15 protein-coding genes are annotated in these 18,076 nt (G+C 66.8%); 7 read left to right on the top strand and 8 right to left on the bottom strand.

Annotated features, from left to right (window positions below; translation table 11 throughout):
• Positions 1 to 3: 3 nt before the first annotated feature.
• The 3 genes from ACMVY4_RS03335 to ACMVY4_RS03325 all read right to left on the bottom strand — a co-directional run bounded on the left by ACMVY4_RS03335 (position 4) and on the right by ACMVY4_RS03325 (position 3,947).
• The gene (locus ACMVY4_RS03335) at positions 4 to 1,635 is read right to left on the bottom strand and encodes an ATP-binding protein (protein ID WP_416898781.1); all 1,632 of its coding nucleotides are present in this window, start codon (positions 1,633 to 1,635) and stop codon (positions 4 to 6) included.
• 180 nt (positions 1,636 to 1,815) lie between these two features.
• On the bottom strand, positions 1,816 to 3,051 hold the full coding sequence (locus ACMVY4_RS03330) for an LLM class flavin-dependent oxidoreductase (RefSeq protein WP_416898780.1): 1,236 nt from the start codon (positions 3,049 to 3,051) through the stop codon (positions 1,816 to 1,818).
• Complete coding sequence (locus ACMVY4_RS03325) at positions 3,048 to 3,947, bottom strand: SDR family oxidoreductase (RefSeq protein ID WP_416898779.1); 900 nt, start codon at positions 3,945 to 3,947, stop codon at positions 3,048 to 3,050. The genes ACMVY4_RS03330 and ACMVY4_RS03325 overlap by 4 nt, the downstream gene beginning before the upstream one ends.
• A gap of 161 nt (positions 3,948 to 4,108) precedes the next feature.
• Here ACMVY4_RS03325 and ACMVY4_RS03320 point away from each other — a divergent pair, with 161 nt between their 5' ends.
• Both ACMVY4_RS03320 and ACMVY4_RS03315 read left to right on the top strand, forming a co-directional pair.
• Complete coding sequence (locus ACMVY4_RS03320; RefSeq protein ID WP_416898778.1) at positions 4,109 to 4,867, top strand: VacJ family lipoprotein; 759 nt, start codon at positions 4,109 to 4,111, stop codon at positions 4,865 to 4,867.
• A gap of 102 nt (positions 4,868 to 4,969) precedes the next feature.
• Entirely contained in the window at positions 4,970 to 5,458 is a 489-nt protein-coding gene (locus tag ACMVY4_RS03315) for a PAS domain-containing protein (protein WP_416898777.1), read from the top strand.
• A gap of 19 nt (positions 5,459 to 5,477) precedes the next feature.
• Here ACMVY4_RS03315 and ACMVY4_RS03310 read toward each other — a convergent pair whose 3' ends face one another.
• The 3 genes from ACMVY4_RS03310 to ACMVY4_RS03300 all read right to left on the bottom strand — a co-directional run bounded on the left by ACMVY4_RS03310 (position 5,478) and on the right by ACMVY4_RS03300 (position 12,872).
• On the bottom strand, positions 5,478 to 6,905 hold the full coding sequence (locus ACMVY4_RS03310) for a glutamate synthase subunit beta (RefSeq protein ID WP_416898776.1): 1,428 nt from the start codon (positions 6,903 to 6,905) through the stop codon (positions 5,478 to 5,480).
• The gene (gltB, locus tag ACMVY4_RS03305; RefSeq protein WP_416898775.1) at positions 6,905 to 11,512 is read right to left on the bottom strand and encodes a glutamate synthase large subunit; all 4,608 of its coding nucleotides are present in this window, start codon (positions 11,510 to 11,512) and stop codon (positions 6,905 to 6,907) included. The genes ACMVY4_RS03310 and gltB overlap by 1 nt, the downstream gene beginning before the upstream one ends.
• Positions 11,513 to 11,915: 403 nt before the next feature.
• Positions 11,916 to 12,872, bottom strand: coding sequence for a complex I NDUFA9 subunit family protein (locus ACMVY4_RS03300; RefSeq protein WP_416898774.1), 957 nt, complete (start codon positions 12,870 to 12,872; stop codon positions 11,916 to 11,918).
• A 153-nt stretch (positions 12,873 to 13,025) separates the two neighbouring features.
• Here ACMVY4_RS03300 and ACMVY4_RS03295 point away from each other — a divergent pair, with 153 nt between their 5' ends.
• Together ACMVY4_RS03295 and ACMVY4_RS03290 are read left to right on the top strand one after the other, a co-directional pair.
• Positions 13,026 to 13,406, top strand: coding sequence for a Zn-ribbon domain-containing OB-fold protein (locus ACMVY4_RS03295; RefSeq protein WP_416898773.1), 381 nt, complete (start codon positions 13,026 to 13,028; stop codon positions 13,404 to 13,406).
• Between the two features lie 11 nt (positions 13,407 to 13,417).
• Positions 13,418 to 14,569, top strand: coding sequence for an acetyl-CoA acetyltransferase (locus tag ACMVY4_RS03290; protein WP_416898772.1), 1,152 nt, complete (start codon positions 13,418 to 13,420; stop codon positions 14,567 to 14,569).
• A 131-nt stretch (positions 14,570 to 14,700) separates the two neighbouring features.
• Here ACMVY4_RS03290 and ACMVY4_RS03285 read toward each other — a convergent pair whose 3' ends face one another.
• Positions 14,701 to 15,183, bottom strand: a complete 483-nt coding sequence (locus ACMVY4_RS03285; RefSeq protein ID WP_416898771.1) for an Lrp/AsnC family transcriptional regulator — start codon at positions 15,181 to 15,183, stop codon at positions 14,701 to 14,703.
• Positions 15,184 to 15,330: 147 nt separating this feature from the next.
• Between ACMVY4_RS03285 and ACMVY4_RS03280 the strand changes: the two genes are divergently transcribed.
• Complete coding sequence (locus tag ACMVY4_RS03280) at positions 15,331 to 15,570, top strand: hypothetical protein (RefSeq protein WP_416898770.1); 240 nt, start codon at positions 15,331 to 15,333, stop codon at positions 15,568 to 15,570.
• A gap of 15 nt (positions 15,571 to 15,585) precedes the next feature.
• On the opposite strand, the gene ACMVY4_RS03275 is transcribed toward ACMVY4_RS03280, so the two are convergent.
• Positions 15,586 to 16,182 (bottom strand): 2-hydroxychromene-2-carboxylate isomerase, encoded by a 597-nt coding sequence (locus ACMVY4_RS03275; RefSeq protein ID WP_416898769.1) that lies wholly within the window; start codon positions 16,180 to 16,182, stop codon positions 15,586 to 15,588.
• Between the two features lie 136 nt (positions 16,183 to 16,318).
• Here ACMVY4_RS03275 and ACMVY4_RS03270 point away from each other — a divergent pair, with 136 nt between their 5' ends.
• Both ACMVY4_RS03270 and ACMVY4_RS03265 read left to right on the top strand, forming a co-directional pair.
• Positions 16,319 to 16,933 carry a ribonuclease D gene (locus tag ACMVY4_RS03270; protein WP_416898768.1) on the top strand — a complete coding sequence of 205 codons (615 nt, stop codon included), beginning with the start codon at positions 16,319 to 16,321 and terminating at the stop codon, positions 16,931 to 16,933.
• 156 nt (positions 16,934 to 17,089) lie between these two features.
• Positions 17,090 to 18,058 carry a KpsF/GutQ family sugar-phosphate isomerase gene (locus ACMVY4_RS03265; protein WP_416898767.1) on the top strand — a complete coding sequence of 323 codons (969 nt, stop codon included), beginning with the start codon at positions 17,090 to 17,092 and terminating at the stop codon, positions 18,056 to 18,058.
• Positions 18,059 to 18,076 lie beyond the last annotated feature (18 nt).

Genomic DNA, 18,076 nt, shown 5'->3' with positions numbered 1-18,076 from the left:
GCCTCAGATCGCGGCGGCCGACTGCTGGAAACGCAGCACGTCCGGCAGCCGCAGTATGGCCGTGGTGCCCTTGCCGGGTTGGCTTTCGAGGTCCAGCGTCCCGCCATGCATCTCGGCCAGCGCCCGGCTGAGCGGCAGTCCGATGCCGGTGCCGCTGTGGGACCGGCTCATGGCAGACTGAACCTGCACGAAGCGTTCGAAGACGCGCTCCATGTCCGCCGGGTCGATGCCCTGGCCGCGGTCCGTGACCCGGATTTCGAGATCGGCGCCCTCGCAGCCCGCCGACAGCAGGATCTCCCCGCCGGCCGGCGAGAACTTCGCGGCGTTCGACAGCAGGTTCAGCAGCACCTGTTTCACCGCGCGTTCGTCGGCATGAAGCATCGTGCCTTCGGGCAGACCGATCCGGGTCTCCAGCCGCTGCCGCCGTCGCTCGAATTCGACCTGCATCAGCGTCAGCACCGTCTGGCAGCAGGCGGCGGCGTCGAAGGTTTCGTGCCGGATCTCATACTGGCCGGATTCCAGCTTCGCGCTGTCCAGAAGGTCGTTGATCAGGGCCAGCAGATGCCGTCCGCTGTCGGTGATGTCGCCGGCATAGCGGCGGTAGCGGTCGGAGAGCGGGCCGAGAATTTCCTCATGCATCGCTTCCGAGAAGCCGATGATGGCGTTCAATGGCGTGCGGAGCTCATGGCTCATGTTGGTCAGGAATTCGGTCTTGGCGCGGTTCGCCCGCTCGGCCCGGTCGCGCTCGCATTTCAGCTCCTGCTGGCGCTCCATCAGCGAGGTGATGTCGGTCCGGACCACGACGGTGCCGCCGTTGCGGGTGCGGTGATCGGCGACCCGGCACCAACGGTTGCCATAGGTCGGCGTCTCGAACACCGGTTCGTCGGAATCCCTGAGCGCGAGCCGCGTCCGGCCCCAGTCCTGCCGCCGTTCCGGCGTCCAGTCCTCTGGCAGGGTGTTCTCGACGAACAGTCCGATCATCTCGGCGTAATCCAGTCCCGGCTTCAGCCGGTCGGCGATCGGCTGGTTGCTGGCGATATAGGTCCGGTTGCAGAACAGCAGCCGGTCCCTGTTGTCGAAGACGGCGATTCCCTCGGACAGGGCGTCGAAGGCGTCCCGCAGCATGTCGTGTGTATGGATTTCCGATGTGATGTTGGAGCCGGCGCCGTAATAGCCCTGGAACTGGCCGTTCTCGTCGAACTTCGGGACGCCGCTGGACCGGAGGAATCGGGTGCCATCTGGCGCCTTGCGGACCAGTGTGAAGCCGCTGAAAGGGCGGTGGTTGGCCAGATCGTCCAGATGCGCATCCCACTCTGCCGAGGGCTCGTCCTGGCCGAGTTCCAGCCGGGAACGGCCGTAGTGCCACTCGCGCGGGAAATCGATGAACTTCTGGACGCTCTTCGAGAACCAGACATAGCGGTTGTCGGCGTCGGTCTCCCAGAACCACTGGCCGGAGGCCTCGGCATAGGCGTCGAAGCGCTGGTTATGATGGCGGATGCAGGCGTGCGCCGCGTGCAGACGGAAGAACGCCCAGACCGCGGCCGCCAGGGGCAGCGCGGCGGCAAGGCAGCCCGTGCCGGCGAGCGGCATGCCGCTGCGGAACAGAAGCAGGCCCGCAACGGCTGAAGCTGCCAACGATCCCACCGCCGCGGAAGCGGCCGGGATCTGCGCCCGGAAGTTCATTTTCAGGCTATCGAACACTTGATCTGTCCGCTCCACGACCTGCCGGTATCCGGCCAACGTTGATAGATCAAGTTAATGAGCCACGGTTGCGAAACGATTAACGCATTCCGCAGCAGCAGGCGGTTCGACCGGTCAGTCGCCGGCCGCGGCCTGCTTCTCCTTCGCCGCCATCTGGGCCTTCAGCTCTTCGGGCGTCAGCCGGACGATATCCTCGTTCTGATGGCTGTAGAGGTCGAAGCCCTCGGTTGTCAGCTCCTCCAGCTCGATCGCGCCCGACAGCACCTCCGCCTTCCAGGCTTCATGCGCCGGCTGCTCGGCATGGAACTCGGGCATGACCTCCTCGGCGAACAGGCGGTAGCTCTTGCAGATGTCCTCGTGGCTGGTCCGGCCCGCCTGGGCGACCAGGATGCACTGGTCGACATGCGCGTCCTGGAAGGTGCGGATCTTCCGCCTGAGCGTCTCGGGGCTGCCGATCAGCGCGTTCTCGACCGCCTTCTCGGCCTTTTCGGAATAGCGCCATTCCTGATAGGCGGACCAGAGGTCGCTCTTGCCCGGCGCGTCGACACCCATGCGACCGTAATAGGACAGGGCGAAGATGAAGAAGGTCCAGCCATGGGCCTTCTCGATCGCCTCCTCGTCGGTCTCGGCGCAGAAGAAGCCGTTGGCGATGGCGATGTTCGGGTTCGACGGGTAGTCGGTCAGCTTGCCCGGATGCTTCAGCATGGTGTTGTAGTAGCGGTGGACCCAGGCCTTCGCCGCCTCCGCGGAGATGAAGCTGAAGCCCAGCGCGCCCATGCCCCACTCGCCCGCCTTGGCGATGGTCTTGATGTTGGAGCACGCGACCCAGAGCGGCGGATGCGGCTTCTGCAGCGGCTTCGGCACCACGTTGCGCGCGGGGAAGTCGAAATACTCGCCGTGGAACTCCCAGTCGGTCTTCGTGAACATCGGGACGATGGCCTTCACCGCTTCCTCCCAGCGGTCACGCTTGGAGCGGACCTGAACGCCGAAGGGGTGCAGTTCCGCCGGCCCCGCGCCCTCGCCCAGGCCCAGCTCGACCCGGCCGTTGGACAGCAGGTCCAGCGTCGAGACCTTCTCGGCGACGCGGTGCGGCTGGTTCGTGGTGATCTGGACGATGCCGTGGCCCAGGCGGATATTCTTCGTCCGCTGGCTGGCGGCGCCGAGGAAGACTTCCGGCGCCGAGGCGTGGGAATACTCCTCCAGGAAATGATGCTCCACCACCCAGGCGTTGTCGAAGCCGAGGCTGTCGGCCAGTTCGATCTGCTCCAGCGACTCGTCCAGGGTCCGCTGCTCGGAGCGGTCGTCCCAGGGCCGCGGGATCTGGTGTTCGTAGAAGATGCCGAATTTCATGCCTGATCCTCCCCGGACCCGTCCTTGCCATAATCGCCCAGAAAGGCGGATGGCCCATTATAGCGGTGGAAACCCTGGTAGGGTTTCGCGTTGGTATGGTCGGGTATGTCCCAGTCCTGGCGGATCGAGCTGCTGGCGCCGTGGACGTAGTAGCAGGCGCCGGTGACATAGGACGCGCCCTCCGACAGCAGGAAGCAGATCACCGACGAGACCTCGGCCTCGGTGCCCATGCGCTTCAGCGGCATCTTCTTCACCCCGGCCGCGAACTTCGCCTGCATCTCGGGCGTGTAGGCGTTCATGCCCGACGAGGCGATATAGCCCGGGACGACCGTGTTCACGCGGACGCCGTTGGCGGCCCATTCATAGGCCAGCGTGTCCGAGACCGCGATCAGCCCGGCGCGGGCGCCGGCGCTGTGGACCATGGCCGGCATGCCGCCGATCGGGTCGGCGGAGATGTTCACGATGGCGCCGCCATGATCCTTCATCCACTGGTTGAAGGCCTCCCGTGCCACGGTGAACTGCGCCACCTGGTTGTTGCGCAGCACGGTCTCGTAGCCCTTGGTCGACATGTCCGCGGCGGGCGAGGTGAATTGCCCGCCGGCATTGTTCACGACCCCGTCCAGCCGGCCCGCGCGGGCGACGATGTCTGCGATCATCTCCTTCACCGCGTCTTCGACCCGCAGGTCGCAGGCATGGCAGATCGCCTTGCCGCCATCCTCGGCGATTTCCGCGGCCGTGGCCTCCAGACGCTCCATTCGGCGCCCCGCCAGCGCGACCGTCGCCCCCAGGGACGCAAGCTCATGCGCGACGCACCGCCCGATGCCGGATCCCCCGCCGGTCACCAGGACAACCATGCCCGCAAACAGATCCTGCCGGTAAATCGACCGGTAGCTCATGCAACAACCTCCCCTTGTGCGAATCGCCCGAATGCCGACAAATTGTACATTGTGGCGGGCGTGCCATACGGTCATCACACTTTGGAAACTTGTACGTTGCAAGGATGACGGGGCTGATCCAGATGATATTCTGGAGGTCCGGTTATGGAGGTGTTGGGGTCATGAAGTTCTTGCGTGGGGCATTGCTGGGCGGCGCTGCACTTCTCGTTTCGTCTACGGTCGTGATGGCGGATGCGCCGAACGATCCGTACGAGGAAACCAACCGTGAAATCTTCCAGTTCAACATGGGGCTGGACCAGGCGGTGATGGAGCCGGTGTCGCGCGGCTATCGCTTCGTGGTGCCCGAGCCGGCCCGCATGGGCGTCTCGAATGCGCTGGAAAACCTTTCCGAGCCGCGGACGCTGTTCAACAACATCCTGCAGGGCGACGCCGAGGCGGCGTGGCACACCTTCCTGCGCTTCACCATCAATTCCACGATCGGCCTGGGCGGCCTGTTCGATGTCACCACCGCGGGCAATTTCGAGCGCCGCAAGGAAGACTTCGGCCAGACGCTGGCGGTCTGGGGCTATGAGAGCGGCCCGTATCTGATGCTGCCGCTGCTGGGTCCGTCCACGGGCCGCGACACTGCCGGCTTCGTGGTCGACACCGTCACCGATCCGTTCAGCCTGGTCTTCGGGTTCGTGCCTTCGATGGCCCGCACCGGCACCCGGCTGGTGGACAACCGCTCCGAGCGGATCGAGGAGTTCGAGGCGCTGGAGGCGACGGCGATCGATCTCTACGCGTCCGTCCGCACGCTCTACTACCAGAACCGCGAACACGAGATCCGCAACGGCGCCCCGCCGCCGCTGGACGACCTCTATCGCGATCTGGAGCTTGAGAAGGACGTCCGGGTCAGCTTCCCCGCCACCCGCACCAACTGACGTCGGGGCAATTTCGGCTCTGAAATTGTGGATTCATTTACCGGTTCGGTTTAGTCAGGATACTGGCGGCGTCACATTTGCGCCGGCGAACCGGGAAGAAGCATGAACGCCGCACAGCCGTCCGGAACTCTCAAGCGACTCAACCTCTCTGCCCGTCCCGAGGGATTTCCCGAGAGCGCGGCGATCACCGGCATCCACGATCTCTGGCAGAGCCGCCTCCGCGACGGCCTGCTGCCGGCCCGGCGCGATTTCCTGCCCGAGGATTTCCGTCCCTGGCTCGGCCATGTCAGCTTGGTGGACGTCGAAGGCCGTCCGCCCCGCTTCCGCTGGCGCCTGATCGGGACCAGCATTGCACGCCAGATGGGCCGCGACGTCAGCGGTTTCTGGTTCCACGACATCTACGACGATGGAATCCGCGAGGACTACGACGCCAAGTTCGCCACCGCCGTCGACACGCGGGCGCCAGCCTACTTCGCCGGCGATCTGGAATTCGTCGGCCGGGAGTTCCGCAGCTTCAGATCGGTGCACCTGCCGCTGGCCGCCAACGGCCGCGACGTCGACACGCTGCTGCTTCTGCTCGACTTCGACTGACGGCCTGCGCCGCCGCCGGTCAGCGCGGCAGCAGCGTCTCGCCCATCAGATATTCGTCGACCGCCCTGGCGCACTGCCGGCCCTCGCGGATCGCCCAGACGATCAGCGACTGGCCGCGGCGCATGTCGCCGCAGGCGAAGACCTTGCCCATCGAGGTCTGGTAGTCGTCGGTGTTCGCGCGCACGTTCTTGCGCTCGTCCAGCTCGACGCCCAGCGTCTCGACCATGCCGTCCAGGACCGGATTGGTGAAGCCCATCGCCAGCAGCACCAGGTCCGCCTTGATCTCGAACTTGCTGCCCTCGATCACCGCAAAGCCCTTCTCAGGGCCTTCGCAGCGGGCGCACTCGATCGCGGTGACACGGCCGTTCTCACCCTTGATGGCGGTGGTGACGACGGAGAAATCGCGCGCCGCACCCTCGGCCTGGCTGGATGAGGTCCGCATCTTCAGCGGCCAGTTCGGCCAGGTCAGACCCTTGTTTTCCTTCTCGGGCGGCGCCGGCATGATCTCCAGCTGCGTCACCGACTTGGCGCCCTGGCGGAAGCTGGTGCCGATGCAGTCGGAGCCGGTATCGCCGCCACCGATGACGACGACATCGCAGTCGGTGGCGAGGATCTCCTTCTCCACCTTCTGCGCCTCGCCGCTGACGCGGCGGTTCTGCTGCGGCAGGAAATCCATCGCGAAGTGGACGCCGTCCAGTTCACGCCCGGGAACCGGCAGGTCGCGCGGCTCTTCGGAACCGGCGGCGAGGACAACGGCGTCGTAGTCCTCGAGCAACTCGTCGACCGCCTTGTTGACGCCGACATGCATGCCGCCGAAGAAGCTGACGCCCTCGGTCTGCATCTGGGAGATGCGCCGGTCGATCAGATCCTTCTCCATCTTGAAGTCGGGGATGCCGTAGCGGAGCAGGCCGCCCATGCGGGAATGCTTCTCGTAGACATCGACGTCGTGGCCGGCGCGGGCCAGCTGCTGCGCTGCCGCAAGACCGGCCGGGCCGGAACCGACGACCGCGACCGCCATGCCGGTCTTGTGGTCGGGGATCTGGGGCTCGATCCAGCCCTCGGACCAGGCGCGGTCGGCGATGGCGCACTCGATCGACTTGATGGTGACCGGCACGTCATCGATGTTCAGCGTGCAGGCCGCCTCGCAGGGGGCGGGGCAGACGCGACCGGTGAACTCCGGGAAGTTGTTGGTCGAATGCAGCACTTCCGCCGCGGTGCGGTAGTCGTCGCGATAGACCAGATCGTTCCAGTCCGGGATGATGTTGTTCACCGGGCAGCCGGTGTGACAGTACGGAATGCCGCAATCCATGCAGCGCGCGCCCTGGACCTTCAGTTCCTCTTCCGACAGCGGCACAACGAACTCGCGAAAATGCGTGACCCGTTCCTCGACCGGACGGTAGATCCGCTCCTGGCGCTGGTACTCCTTGAAACCCGTTACCTTGCCCATCAGTCGTCTCCCGCCATGGCGGCCTTCTCGGCCACGGCTGCTTCTTCGGCCCTGAGTTCGGTCAGCGCCCGCGCATAGTCGCGCGGGGTGATCTTCACGAACTTCTTCAGGGCGTTGTCGAAATCGTCCAGCAGGGCCTTCGCGCGGACACTGCCGGTGTAGTGCATGTGCCGCTCCAGCAGCTTGCGGATGCGGCTGGCGTCGTATTGCAGGTGATCGCTGACATCGCCGTCGGGCGCGACATCCTTCGGATCGACCGGCCGGATGTCGACCATCTCCATGTTGCAGCGCTTGTCGAAGTCGCCGAGCTCGTCCAGCACATAGGCGATGCCGCCCGACATGCCGGCGGCGAAGTTCCGCCCGGTCGGGCCGATGACCATGGCGATGCCGCCGGTCATGTATTCGCAGCCGTGATCGCCCACGCCCTCGACCACCGCCGTCGCGCCGGAGTTGCGGACGCAGAAGCGTTCGCCGGCGACGCCGCGGAAGTAGCATTCGCCCGCGATCGCGCCATACAGCACCGTGTTGCCGACGATGATGCTGTCCTCGGGCGTGATTTGGCTCACCGGGTTTGGATAGATCGCGATCCGCCCGCCCGACAGGCCCTTGCCGACATAGTCGTTGGCGTCGCCCTTCAGCTCGAAGCTGACGCCCCTCGCCAGGAAGGCGCCGAAGCTCTGTCCGGCGGTGCCCGTGAAGCGGAAGTTGATCGTGTCCTCGGGCAGCCCGGCATGGCCGTACTTGCGGGCCACGCGGCCCGACAGCATGGCGCCGGTGGTGCGGTCGGTGTTCTTGATCGGCCGGTCGAACTGCACCGCCTCGCCGCGCTCCAGCGCCGGTTCGGCCAGCTCGATCAGCTTGCGGTCGGTAATCTCGTAGACGTCGTGTTCCTGACGCTCGCTGTTGTGGACCGGCGTATTCGCGGCGACGGCGGGCTTGAAGAACAGGCGGCTGAAGTCGAGCCCCTGCGCCTTCCAGTGGTCGATCGCCCGCTTCTTGTCCAGCAGGTCGGTGCGCCCGATCATCTGGTCGAACTTCGCGATGCCCATGGCGGCCATCAGCTGACGCACTTCCTCGGCGACGAAGAAGAAGTAGTTGATGACATGCTCGGGCGTGCCGGTGAACTTCTTGCGCAGGTCCGGATCCTGGGTGGCGATCCCGACCGGGCAGGTGTTCAGGTGGCACTTGCGCATCATGATGCAGCCGGCGGCGATCAGCGGCGCGGTCGCGAAGCCGAACTCGTCGGCGCCAAGCAGCGCGCCGACGACCACGTCGCGGCCGGTGCGCAGGCCGCCATCGACCTGCACCGCGATGCGGCTGCGCAGACGGTTCATCACCAGCGCCTGCTGGGTCTCGGCCAGGCCGATCTCCCAGGGGCTGCCGGCATGCTTGATCGAGGTCAGCGGCGAGGCGCCGGTGCCGCCCTCGAAGCCGGCGATGGTGACGTGGTCGGCCTTTGCCTTGGAGACGCCGGCGGCGACGACGCCGACGCCGACTTCCGAAACCAGCTTGACCGACACGTCGCCTTCCGGATTGACGTTCTTCAGGTCGTAGATCAGCTGCGCCAGATCCTCGATCGAGTAGATGTCGTGGTGCGGCGGCGGCGAGATCAGACCCACGCCCGGCGTCGAATGCCGCACCCTGGCGATTGTCTTGTCGACCTTGTGGCCGGGCAGCTGCCCGCCCTCGCCGGGCTTCGCGCCCTGCGCCATCTTGATCTGCATCATGTCCGAATTGACGAGGTATTCCGTCGTCACCCCGAAGCGGCCGGACGCGACCTGCTTGATGGCGGAGCGTTCGGAATCGCCGTTCGGCTTGGCGACGAAGCGCTCCGGCTCCTCGCCGCCCTCGCCGGTGTTCGACTTGCCGCCGATCCGGTTCATGGCGACCGCCAGCGTCGAATGCGCCTCGCGGCTGATCGAGCCGAAGGACATGGCGCCGGTGGAGAAGCGCTTCACGATCTCCTCGGCCGGTTCGACCTGATCGAGCGGAATGCCGGTGCCTTCGGTCTTGATGCGGAACAGCCCGCGCGGCGTCAGCAGGTTCTCGCTCTGGTCGTTCAGCGCCTTGGCGAAGGCGTCGTACTGGTCCTGCGCCTTGCCGCGCACGGCGTGCTGCAGGCTGGCCACCGTGTCCGGCGTCCAGGCATGGGCCTCGCCGCGCAGGCGGAAGGCGTAGTCGCCGCCGGTGTCGAGCGCATGGCGGTAGATCGGCGCGTCAGACCAGGCCAGCCGGTGCCGTTCGCAGGTCTCGGTGGCGATGACGTCCAGCCCGACGCCCTCGATCTGGGTGTGGGTGCCGGGGAAGTACTCGGCGACGAAGGCCGATGACAGGCCCACGGCGTCGAAGATCTGCGCGCCGCAATAGGACTGGTAGGTCGAGATGCCCATCTTGGACATGACCTTCAGGATGCCCTTGCCGATGGCCTTGATGTAGTTCTTGTGGATGCGCTTCTCGTCGTCGGGCGAGATGCCCGGATGCATGTCCGACAGCGTCTGGAAGGCGAGCCAGGGATTGATCGCCTCGGCGCCGTAGCCGGCAAGCACGCAGAAATGATGCACCTCGCGGGCCTCGCCGGTCTCCACCACCAGGCCGACCGAGGTCCTGAGGCCCGTCCGCACCAGGTGATGATGCACGGCCGCCGTCGCCAGCAGCGCCGGCACCGGCACATGATCGGCGTCGATGCGGCGGTCGGAGAGAATGATGATGTTCTCGCCGCGGCGGACGCATTCCTCGGCCTCGGCCTGAAGCTCGGCAATGCGCGTGCGCATGCCTTCAGGACCTTCTTCGGCGGGGAAGATCGCGTCCAGGGTCTGGGCGTGGAAATCGTTCGAGGCGACATCCTCGATGTGGCGGATCTTCTCCAGATCCTCGTTGGTCAGGATCGGCTGCGGGATTTCCAGGCGGACATGCGCGCCGCCGCCCAGGTTCAGCAGGTTCGGGCGCGGTCCGATGAAGGACAGCAGCGACATGACCAGCTCCTCGCGGATCGGGTCGATCGGCGGGTTGGTCACCTGCGCGAACAGCTGCTTGAAGTAGTTGTAGAGCGGCTTGCCGCGGGAGGAGAGTGCCGGGATCGGCACGTCGTTGCCCATCGATCCGATCGCCTCGGCGCCGGTCTCCGCCATCGGCTGCATCAGGAACTTCAGGTCTTCCTGCGTGTAGCCGAACACCTGCTGCATATCCAGCAGGGTGGCGTGGTTCGGACGCATCGGGGCGCTGGCCGGCGGCAGGTCCTCGACCTTCAGCTGGCTCTCCGCCACCCAGTCGCCATAGGGCTTGGACTGGCAGATGGTGGCCTTGATCTCGTCGTCGGAGATGATGCGGCCTTCCTCGGTGTCGATCAGCAGCATCTTGCCGGGCTGCAGCCGCCACTTGTGGACGATGTCCTTCTCCTCGACCGGCAGGGTACCGGCCTCGGAGGCCAGGATGACGCGATCGTCGGCGGTCACGATATAGCGCGCCGGGCGGAGGCCGTTGCGGTCCAGCGTGGCGCCGATCTGGCGGCCGTCGGTGAAGGCCACGGCGGCGGGGCCGTCCCACGGTTCCATCAGCGCGGCGTGGTGCTCGTAGAAGGCGCGCCGCTTGTCATCCATCAGCGGGTTGTTGTCCCAGGCTTCCGGGATCAGCATCATCATCGCGTGGCTGAGCGAGTAGCCGCCCGCGACCAGCAGTTCCAGCGCATTGTCGAAACAGGCCGAGTCGGACTGGCCCGAGGGGATCAGCGGGAAGACCTTGCGCAGGTCCTCGCCCAGCAGCTCGGACTCCAGCGCCTGGGTGCGCGCCGCCATCCAGTTGACGTTGCCGCGGACGGTGTTGATCTCGCCATTGTGGCAGATCATCCGGAACGGATGCGCCAGCGGCCAGGCCGGGAAGGTGTTGGTGGAGAAGCGCTGGTGCACCAGGGCGAGCGCCGAGACCACGCGCTCGTCGCGCAGGTCGTCGTAATAGGTGCCGACCTGATTGGCCAGCAGCATGCCCTTGTAGCAGACCGTCCTGGACGAGGAGGAGGTGACGTAGAACTGCACCGCCGACGGGTGATCGACCTTGCGCACCTCGTTGGAGATCTGCTTGCGGATGACGAACAGCTTGCGCTCGAAGGCGTCCTGATCGGCCACGTTCTCGCCGCGGCCCACGAACAGCTGGCGGATCGTCGGCTCGACGGCCAGTACGCTGTCGCCGATGCCCTCGCGGTTCACCGGCACGTCGCGCCAGCCGATGATGTTCTGGCCCTCGGTGACCACGTAGCGGTCGATGATGTTCTCGCACAGCACGCGGACCGACTGCTCCTTGGGCAGGAACACGTTCATGATGCCGTACTGGCCCGGTTCGGGCAGGTCGAAGTTGCAGACCTCGGTGTAGAAGTCGTGCGGGATCTGGATGATGATTCCGGCGCCGTCGCCTTCCAGCGGGTCCGCACCCACCGCGCCGCGATGGGTCAGGTTGACCAGGATCTGCAGACCCTGGCTGACGATGTCGTGCGATTTTCGGCCCTTGATGTCGACGACGAAGCCGATGCCGCAGGCATCGTGCTCGTTCGCGGGATCGTACAGGCCCTGCTTGGGCGGCAGGCCATAGGCGCCCTGGCGCTCAGTCTGTCGCGTCATCAAGAACTCCATCGTCACAGTCTCAACCGCCGTTCCGATGGGGCCCCGTCGTACACGCGGTCGCCCGCGTGTCGATCACGGCCGTCGTCACTGAGACGGCGGTCGCGGCAATATTGCCTGTCGCGTCCGGGTGGTATCTCCCGGCAGTTTTCCAGAGATGCTTCAAGGCCCGTCCGTACGGCATCTTTCTGCCGATACGGCGCGGTTTTACCCGACCACCCCCATGTCTCCGGTACCGCCCGGAAGAGCGGGATCGGAGCGCGGAATATGGCCAGCTTGCTCCGTTAAGGCAAGCACCCTGTCTCCGAGGCGGTGATACGCTGCGCCCGCAGGTATGTCAACAATATTGACATGGTTTGGAAAGCATCTTGCGGCGTTGCGGCCGATGACTTTCGGATTGTTGCTAGCTCTGGCCCTGGTCGGCGGTCCGCTGGCTGCCCGGCTTGCGGTAGCGGGCGAGGTAGGACGGCGCAATCGCCTGCATCGGCGTGGGCGCGGAGATGCCCAGCTCGGCCAGCCCCGGCGCGCCGTCGGAGACCACATTGTCGTGGCCCAGCTGCTTGACCTGATCCAGCGTCAGCGGCGGGTTCGGCAGGAACTGCATGACCGCGCCCAGCGGCAGGGCCGCGGCGAAAGGCAGCGGCACCAGCAGCGCCCGGCGCCGGGTCTCGGCCAGGATGAACTCGAGGACCTCCCTGAAGCTCAGCACACGCGGGCCGCCCAGCTCGTAGGTCTTGCCGCGTGCGTCCTCACGGGACAGCGCCGCCATGATGGCGTCGGCCACATCGCCGACATAGACCGGCTGGAAGCGGGTCTCGCCGCCGCCGACCAGCGGCAGCACCGGCACCAGCCGCGCCATGGCGCCGAAGCGGTTCAGGAAATCGTCTTCCGGCCCGAACACGACCGACGGGCGCAGGATCGTGGCCGTCGGGATCGCATCCATGACCACTTTCTCGCCGGCCGCCTTGGTGCGGGCATAGAGCGAGTCGCTGGCCGCGTCCGCGCCGATCGCCGACACCTGCACGAAGGTCTCGATGCCGAGCTCGGCGGCCTTCTCGGCGATGTTCTTCGCGCCCAGCGCGTGGGCGCCGGCAAAGGCCTGATTGCCCTGATGCAGGACGCCGACCAGATTGACCACCGCTTCGGCATGCTGCAGCGCGCGCTCCAGCGTCTTCGGCTTGCGGATATTGGCGTAGAGCGGCGTGATCTGCCCGACATCGCCCATCGGCTTCAGGAACTGCGCCCCTTCCGGGTCGCGCACCGCCACGGTGACCAGCGCACCCTCATGCGCCAGCCGGCGCACCAGATAGCGCCCGATGAACCCGGATCCGCCGAAAACCACGACGCGCTTGCCACGCATGGACGTCTTCCCTCTGCTGGAGCCACTCCGTCTCTGCGCCCCGGTTTACGCCCTGCGCCGCCGGTTGGCAATTGCGCCAGATCGCCCCGCGGCTTGCGCGTCCGTGCGGCGCGGGGCAGGCTCGCCGGCGGGAGAGAGACGGGGAGGTATCCGATGTCGGATGAGGGTCTGTCGGGCGTGAAGCCCGAGAGCGAGTACAAGGCGTTTCTGGCCGAGGGCCGGTTCATGCTGCTGCGCAGCCGTTCCAGCGGGCGGTTCATGTTCTATCCGCGCGTGGCCGAGCCGCGCACCGGCGCGACCGATCTGGAATGGGTCAAGGCCTCGGGCCGCGGCACGGTCTATTCGGCCACCGCGATCAACCAGCGCCCGCCCGCCGAAGCCTACAGCGTCGCCCTGATCGATCTGGAGGAAGGCCCGCGCATGATGAGCCGCGTCGAGGGCGTGCCCGCCGAAGACGTTCGCATCGGCATGGCCGTCACCGCCCGCATCGCTGACGAGGACGGGGCCCCCGTCGTCGTTTTCGACCCGGCCTGAGGGAGGACGCCATGAACGGATTTCCCCGCGGCAGGAGCGCCATCGTCGGCGCCGCCACCTTCGGCATCGGCGAGGCCCCCGGCTTCACCAGCATGGACATCGCCGTCAACGCCTCGATCAAGGCGCTCCGGCAGGCGAACCTGACGCCGGCGGATGTCGACGCGCTGTTCATCTGCCTGCCCGGCGATTTCATCTCCGGCCTCAGCTTCGCCGAGTATCTCGGCATCCAGCCGAAGATCACCGAGAACAACCGCACCGGCGGATCGGCCTTCCTGACCCATCTCGCCTGGGCGGCGCTGGCGCTGGATGCCGGGCTCTGCGACACGGCCCTGATCGCCTATGGCTCCAACCAGCGGACGGCCGCCGGGCGGCTGGTCTCGGCGGCGGCGCCGGATCCTTACGAGGGGGTCTACAAGCCGCGCCTTCCGGTCGGCGGCTATGCGCTGGCGGCCGCGCGTCACATGCATGAATACGGCACGACGCCTGAGCAACTGGCCGAGGTCGCGGTCTCGGCCCGGCAATGGGCCAACCTGAACCCCGACGCCTTCATGCAGGGCGATCTGACGGTGGACGACGTGCTTTCGGCGCGGCGGGTGGCGACGCCGCTCGGCGTCCGCGACTGCTGCCTGGTCACAGATGGCGGCGCGGCGGTGGTCGTGACCCGCGCCGACCGGGCGAAGGACCTCACTGCCAAGCCGGCCTTCGTGCTGGGCTCGGCGGCGGCGACCTTCCACATGAACATCGCCATGATGCCGGACCTGACCGTGACCGCCGCCAGCGAGTCCGGCCCCGCCGCCTTCGCGCAGGCCGGGGTGACCCATGCCGATATCGACGTCTGCGAGCTCTACGACGCATTCTCCATCAACCCGATCCTGTTCATGGAGGATCTGGGCTTCTGCCCCAAGGGCGAGGGCGGTCGCTACTTCGAGGGCGGCCGCACGGCGCCCGGCGGGGAGATGCCGGTGAACACCAATGGCGGCGGGCTCTCCTGCGTCCATCCGGGCATGTACAGCCTGTTCGCTTTGGTCGAGGCGGTCGAGCAGGTCGCCGGCACCGCCGGCGCACGGCAGGTTGAGGGCGTCGACGTCGCGCTGGCCCACGGCAATGGCGGGTTCCTCTCCAGCCAGGTCACCGCGATCCTCGGGTCCGGGGCGACGGTGTAGGTCGCAAGCAGGTCCGGCGCACCCCTTGCGCCTTGTTGTCCTCGGGCTTGACCCGAGGACCTCGTCGTCCCGCCTGCGCCGAGGCCTTCGGATCAGGTCCGAAGGGGAAAATGGCGTCTGCGTTCCCGCCCCTAGACCTCCGGCACGGGCGATACCAGCCGCTTCAGGCAGCGCAGCGCGAAGCAGGAGCGGGTGTGGCGGATGCCGGGGATGCGGTAGAGCTTCTCGCGCAGGAAGCGCTCGTAGCCCTCGGTGCTGTCGACGGCGACCTTGATGAAATAGTCGTATTCGCCGGTCGTCAGATAGGCCTCGATCACCTCCGGGCACTCGGCCAGCGCGGTGCCGAAGCGTTCGACGATCTCGTCGTCATGCCGCTCCAGCGTCACCTCGATGATGATGGTCTGCATCAGACCGAGCTGCCGCGCGTTCAGGATGGCGGCATAGCCCTCGATGTAGCCGTCGGCCTCCAGCCGCTTGACCCGCTGCCAGACCGGGCTGCTCGACAGGCCGACACGCTCGCCCAGCTCGGCGGCGGTCAGCCGGCCCTCCTTCGCCAGTTCGCGCATGATGCGCCGGTCGATGGCGTCGGGCGGCTTGCGGTCGCGTTCAGGCATGTTTTGGGTTCCCGGGATGATCTTTCAAGAATCTATCATTTCACGGGAGATTTTGCTGAGAAATTCCGAAATCTCCTGAAATTCGGGAAACATGCCTGCGCGTCCGGCGTTAGTCTGCGCGGCGTCCTGAACCCGGGGAGGGAAGCCGTGTACGACCTGAGTTTCCGAAGCGACGATCCGCTCGATCACCTGCCGCGCGCGCTGGACCAACTCCGCCGCGCCTCGTTCACGCTCCACCGCGCCGCGGTCGAGACCGGCGACGGCGATACCGCCTGGATCCGCGTCCGCATCACCGAGCCGGCGGACGGCGCGGCGGAGACCTTCCGCTGCCGCGTGGGCAACATGGTCGGGATCAGCGATCTGGACCTGACGCTCGCCAACTGCTGAGCGGCAGGCGGATGGTCAGCTCCGCCCGGCCCAGGCCAGCGCCTGGTCCAGCCGGTCCGCGCCCCAGAAGATCTCGCCGCCCGTCCGGAATGTCGGCGCGCCGAAGATGCCGGCGGCGATCGCCTCTTCCGTCGCGCGCTTGAGCGCATCCTTGACCGCCGGGTCGCCTGCACGGGCGATCCAGGCCGCCGGGTCGGTCACGCCGGCGGCGGTCAGGCAGGCACTCACGACCTCGGGTTCCGATATCTCCCGGTCCCCGGCGAAATTGGCCAGATAGACCTGACGGACGAATTCCGGCTGCCAGGTCTCGTCCGCGGCAGCCGTGACGATGCGGGCTGCCGTCAGGCCGTTGCGCGGAAAGGCCGAGGGATGGCGGAAGGGCACGCCGAGGCGTTCGCATTCGCGCGCCATGTCCCGCCACATGTAGGCGCCCTTGGCCGGGTAGATGTTGAACGGCGAGTCCCGCCAGCCCTGCGCGGCGAAGATGGGCCCGAGCAGGAACGGCCGCCACCGGACGCTCACCCCCGCCTCGGTGGCCCGCACCCCGATGGTCTGGGCGGCGATGTGGGAATAGGTGCTGGCGAACTCGAACCAGAACTCCATCTCGGCCATGTCGGTGTCCCCCGTCCTGCGCCTCTCGACCTGCGCGGCAATGTCCCTTTGCGCGGGCTTGCGAAGCGTTTACCACTCCCGGGCCAGTCTCCACCGCCGGCCAGCGCCGCCAACGGATGTAGAAGAGAGAACCGCCGTGACCATACATTTTCACCGAGACGACCTGCCGCCGGGCCTCAGCTTCGGCGACCGTGTCGCCGTCGATACCGAGACCATGGGTCTGATCCCGGGCCGCGACAGGCTCTGCCTGGTGCAGCTGTCGGCCGGTGACGGCGAGGCGCATCTGGTCCAGATCCGTCCCGGCGGCGCGCCGGCGACCCGTCTCAAGGCGCTGATGGAAGACCGGTCGGTGCTGAAGCTTTTCCATTTCGGCCGCTTCGACATCGCCGCGCTGAAGCGGGGCATCGGCGCCGAGACCGGTCCGGTCTTCTGCACCAAGATCGCCAGCCGTCTCTGCCGCACCTACACCGACCGCCACAGCCTGCGGAATCTCTGCCAGGAACTGCTCGGCGTGGACATTTCCAAGCAGCAGCAGTCGTCGGACTGGGGCGCGGACGAGCTGACCGACGCGCAGAAGGAATACGCCGCCTCCGACGTTCTCTACCTGCACAGGCTGGTGGATACGCTGGCGCCGCTGCTGGAACGGGAAGGCCGGATGGCGATGGCGCAGGCCTGTTTCGATTTCCTGCCGGCGCGCGCCGATCTGGACCTTGCAGGCTGGCCGGAGACCGACATATTCGCCCATTCATAGGGCGTTCAGGCGCGGCGGCGACAAGGAAGCAAAAAAGCCGTCTCAACGGTTTAGCAACCTTCATGCCGTTGCATTGATACGGTTCTGCCACCATTATTGGCACGAATCTTGATGCGCCGTCCGCGGCGCGCCCAGGCCAATGGAGTCCTGCCGCACATGGCCGATCAGGTCCGCACAGTCGCCGAAACCGACGACGCCGCCACGCTGGCGACGGGACGGCGCGTGATCGAGACCGAGGCGGCGGCGCTGAACGCGCTGGCGGCGACGCTGGACCAGAGCTTCGTCGAGGCTGTCGAGATCGCGCTGGCGACGCCGGGCCGGGTCATCCTGACCGGCATGGGCAAGAGCGGGCACGTCGCCCGCAAGATCGCCGCGACCATGGCCTCGACCGGCACGCCCGCCTACTACGTGCACCCCGGCGAGGCGAGCCACGGCGACCTTGGCATGGTCACCCGCCATGACACGGTCATCTGCCTCTCCAATTCCGGCGAGACCAGCGAACTCGCCGACATCATGAGCTTCGCGGCCCTGAACGGGATCAAGGTCATCGCCATGGTCGGCCGGGCGCCGAGCACGCTGGGCGATGCCGCCGATGTCACGCTTGTGGTTCCGGACGAGGAGGAGGCCTGTCCCAACGGGCTGGCGCCGACGACCTCGACCACCATGATGCTGGCGCTGGGCGATGCACTCGCCGTGGCGCTGCTCGACCGCCGGCAGTTCACCGCCGACGATTTCCGCCGCTTCCATCCGGGCGGCAAGCTGGGCGCCAAGCTGCTGAAGGTCGACGACCTGATGCATGAGGGCGACGAGATGCCCCTGGTGAAGAGCGGCACGCTGATGTCGGACGCGCTGATCGTGATGACCGCCAAGAGCCTTGGCTGCGCCGGCGTCACCGACGCGGACGGCACGCTGATCGGCCTGATCACCGACGGCGACCTGCGCCGCGGCATGAAGGACAGCCGCGACCTGCTGGCCCTGACGGTGGACGAGGTGATGACCGCCCGGCCGCTGACGGTCGACAGCGGCAGCATGGCCGCCGAGGCCGCCGGGCAGATGGCCCAGCGCAAGATCACCAGCCTCTTCGTCATGCGCGACGGCCATGGCCGGGCTGCTGCACCTGCATGACTGCATCCGGACGGGCGT

It is taken from the genome of Minwuia sp. (assembly GCF_048007105.1).
Taxonomy (GTDB): domain Bacteria; phylum Pseudomonadota; class Alphaproteobacteria; order Minwuiales; family Minwuiaceae; genus Minwuia.
Note: the sequence above shows the minus strand (reverse complement) of the source record. Positions and strands in the feature narration are given on the sequence as shown.

What these genes read in the sequence shown, in the direction of transcription:
- ACMVY4_RS03330 (WP_416898780.1), bottom strand. Translation starts at nt 3,051, where the DNA reads ATGAAATTCGGCATCTTCTACGAACACCAGATCCCGCGGCCCTGGGAC.
- ACMVY4_RS03325 (WP_416898779.1), bottom strand. Translation starts at nt 3,947, where the DNA reads ATGAGCTACCGGTCGATTTACCGGCAGGATCTGTTTGCGGGCATGGTT.
- ACMVY4_RS03320 (WP_416898778.1), top strand. Translation starts at nt 4,109, where the DNA reads ATGAAGTTCTTGCGTGGGGCATTGCTGGGCGGCGCTGCACTTCTCGTT.
- ACMVY4_RS03315 (WP_416898777.1), top strand. Translation starts at nt 4,970, where the DNA reads ATGAACGCCGCACAGCCGTCCGGAACTCTCAAGCGACTCAACCTCTCT.
- ACMVY4_RS03310 (WP_416898776.1), bottom strand. Translation starts at nt 6,905, where the DNA reads ATGGGCAAGGTAACGGGTTTCAAGGAGTACCAGCGCCAGGAGCGGATC.
- gltB (WP_416898775.1), bottom strand. Translation starts at nt 11,512, where the DNA reads ATGACGCGACAGACTGAGCGCCAGGGCGCCTATGGCCTGCCGCCCAAG.
- ACMVY4_RS03300 (WP_416898774.1), bottom strand. Translation starts at nt 12,872, where the DNA reads ATGCGTGGCAAGCGCGTCGTGGTTTTCGGCGGATCCGGGTTCATCGGG.
- ACMVY4_RS03295 (WP_416898773.1), top strand. Translation starts at nt 13,026, where the DNA reads ATGTCGGATGAGGGTCTGTCGGGCGTGAAGCCCGAGAGCGAGTACAAG.
- ACMVY4_RS03290 (WP_416898772.1), top strand. Translation starts at nt 13,418, where the DNA reads ATGAACGGATTTCCCCGCGGCAGGAGCGCCATCGTCGGCGCCGCCACC.
- ACMVY4_RS03285 (WP_416898771.1), bottom strand. Translation starts at nt 15,183, where the DNA reads ATGCCTGAACGCGACCGCAAGCCGCCCGACGCCATCGACCGGCGCATC.
- ACMVY4_RS03275 (WP_416898769.1), bottom strand. Translation starts at nt 16,182, where the DNA reads ATGGCCGAGATGGAGTTCTGGTTCGAGTTCGCCAGCACCTATTCCCAC.
- ACMVY4_RS03265 (WP_416898767.1), top strand. Translation starts at nt 17,090, where the DNA reads ATGGCCGATCAGGTCCGCACAGTCGCCGAAACCGACGACGCCGCCACG.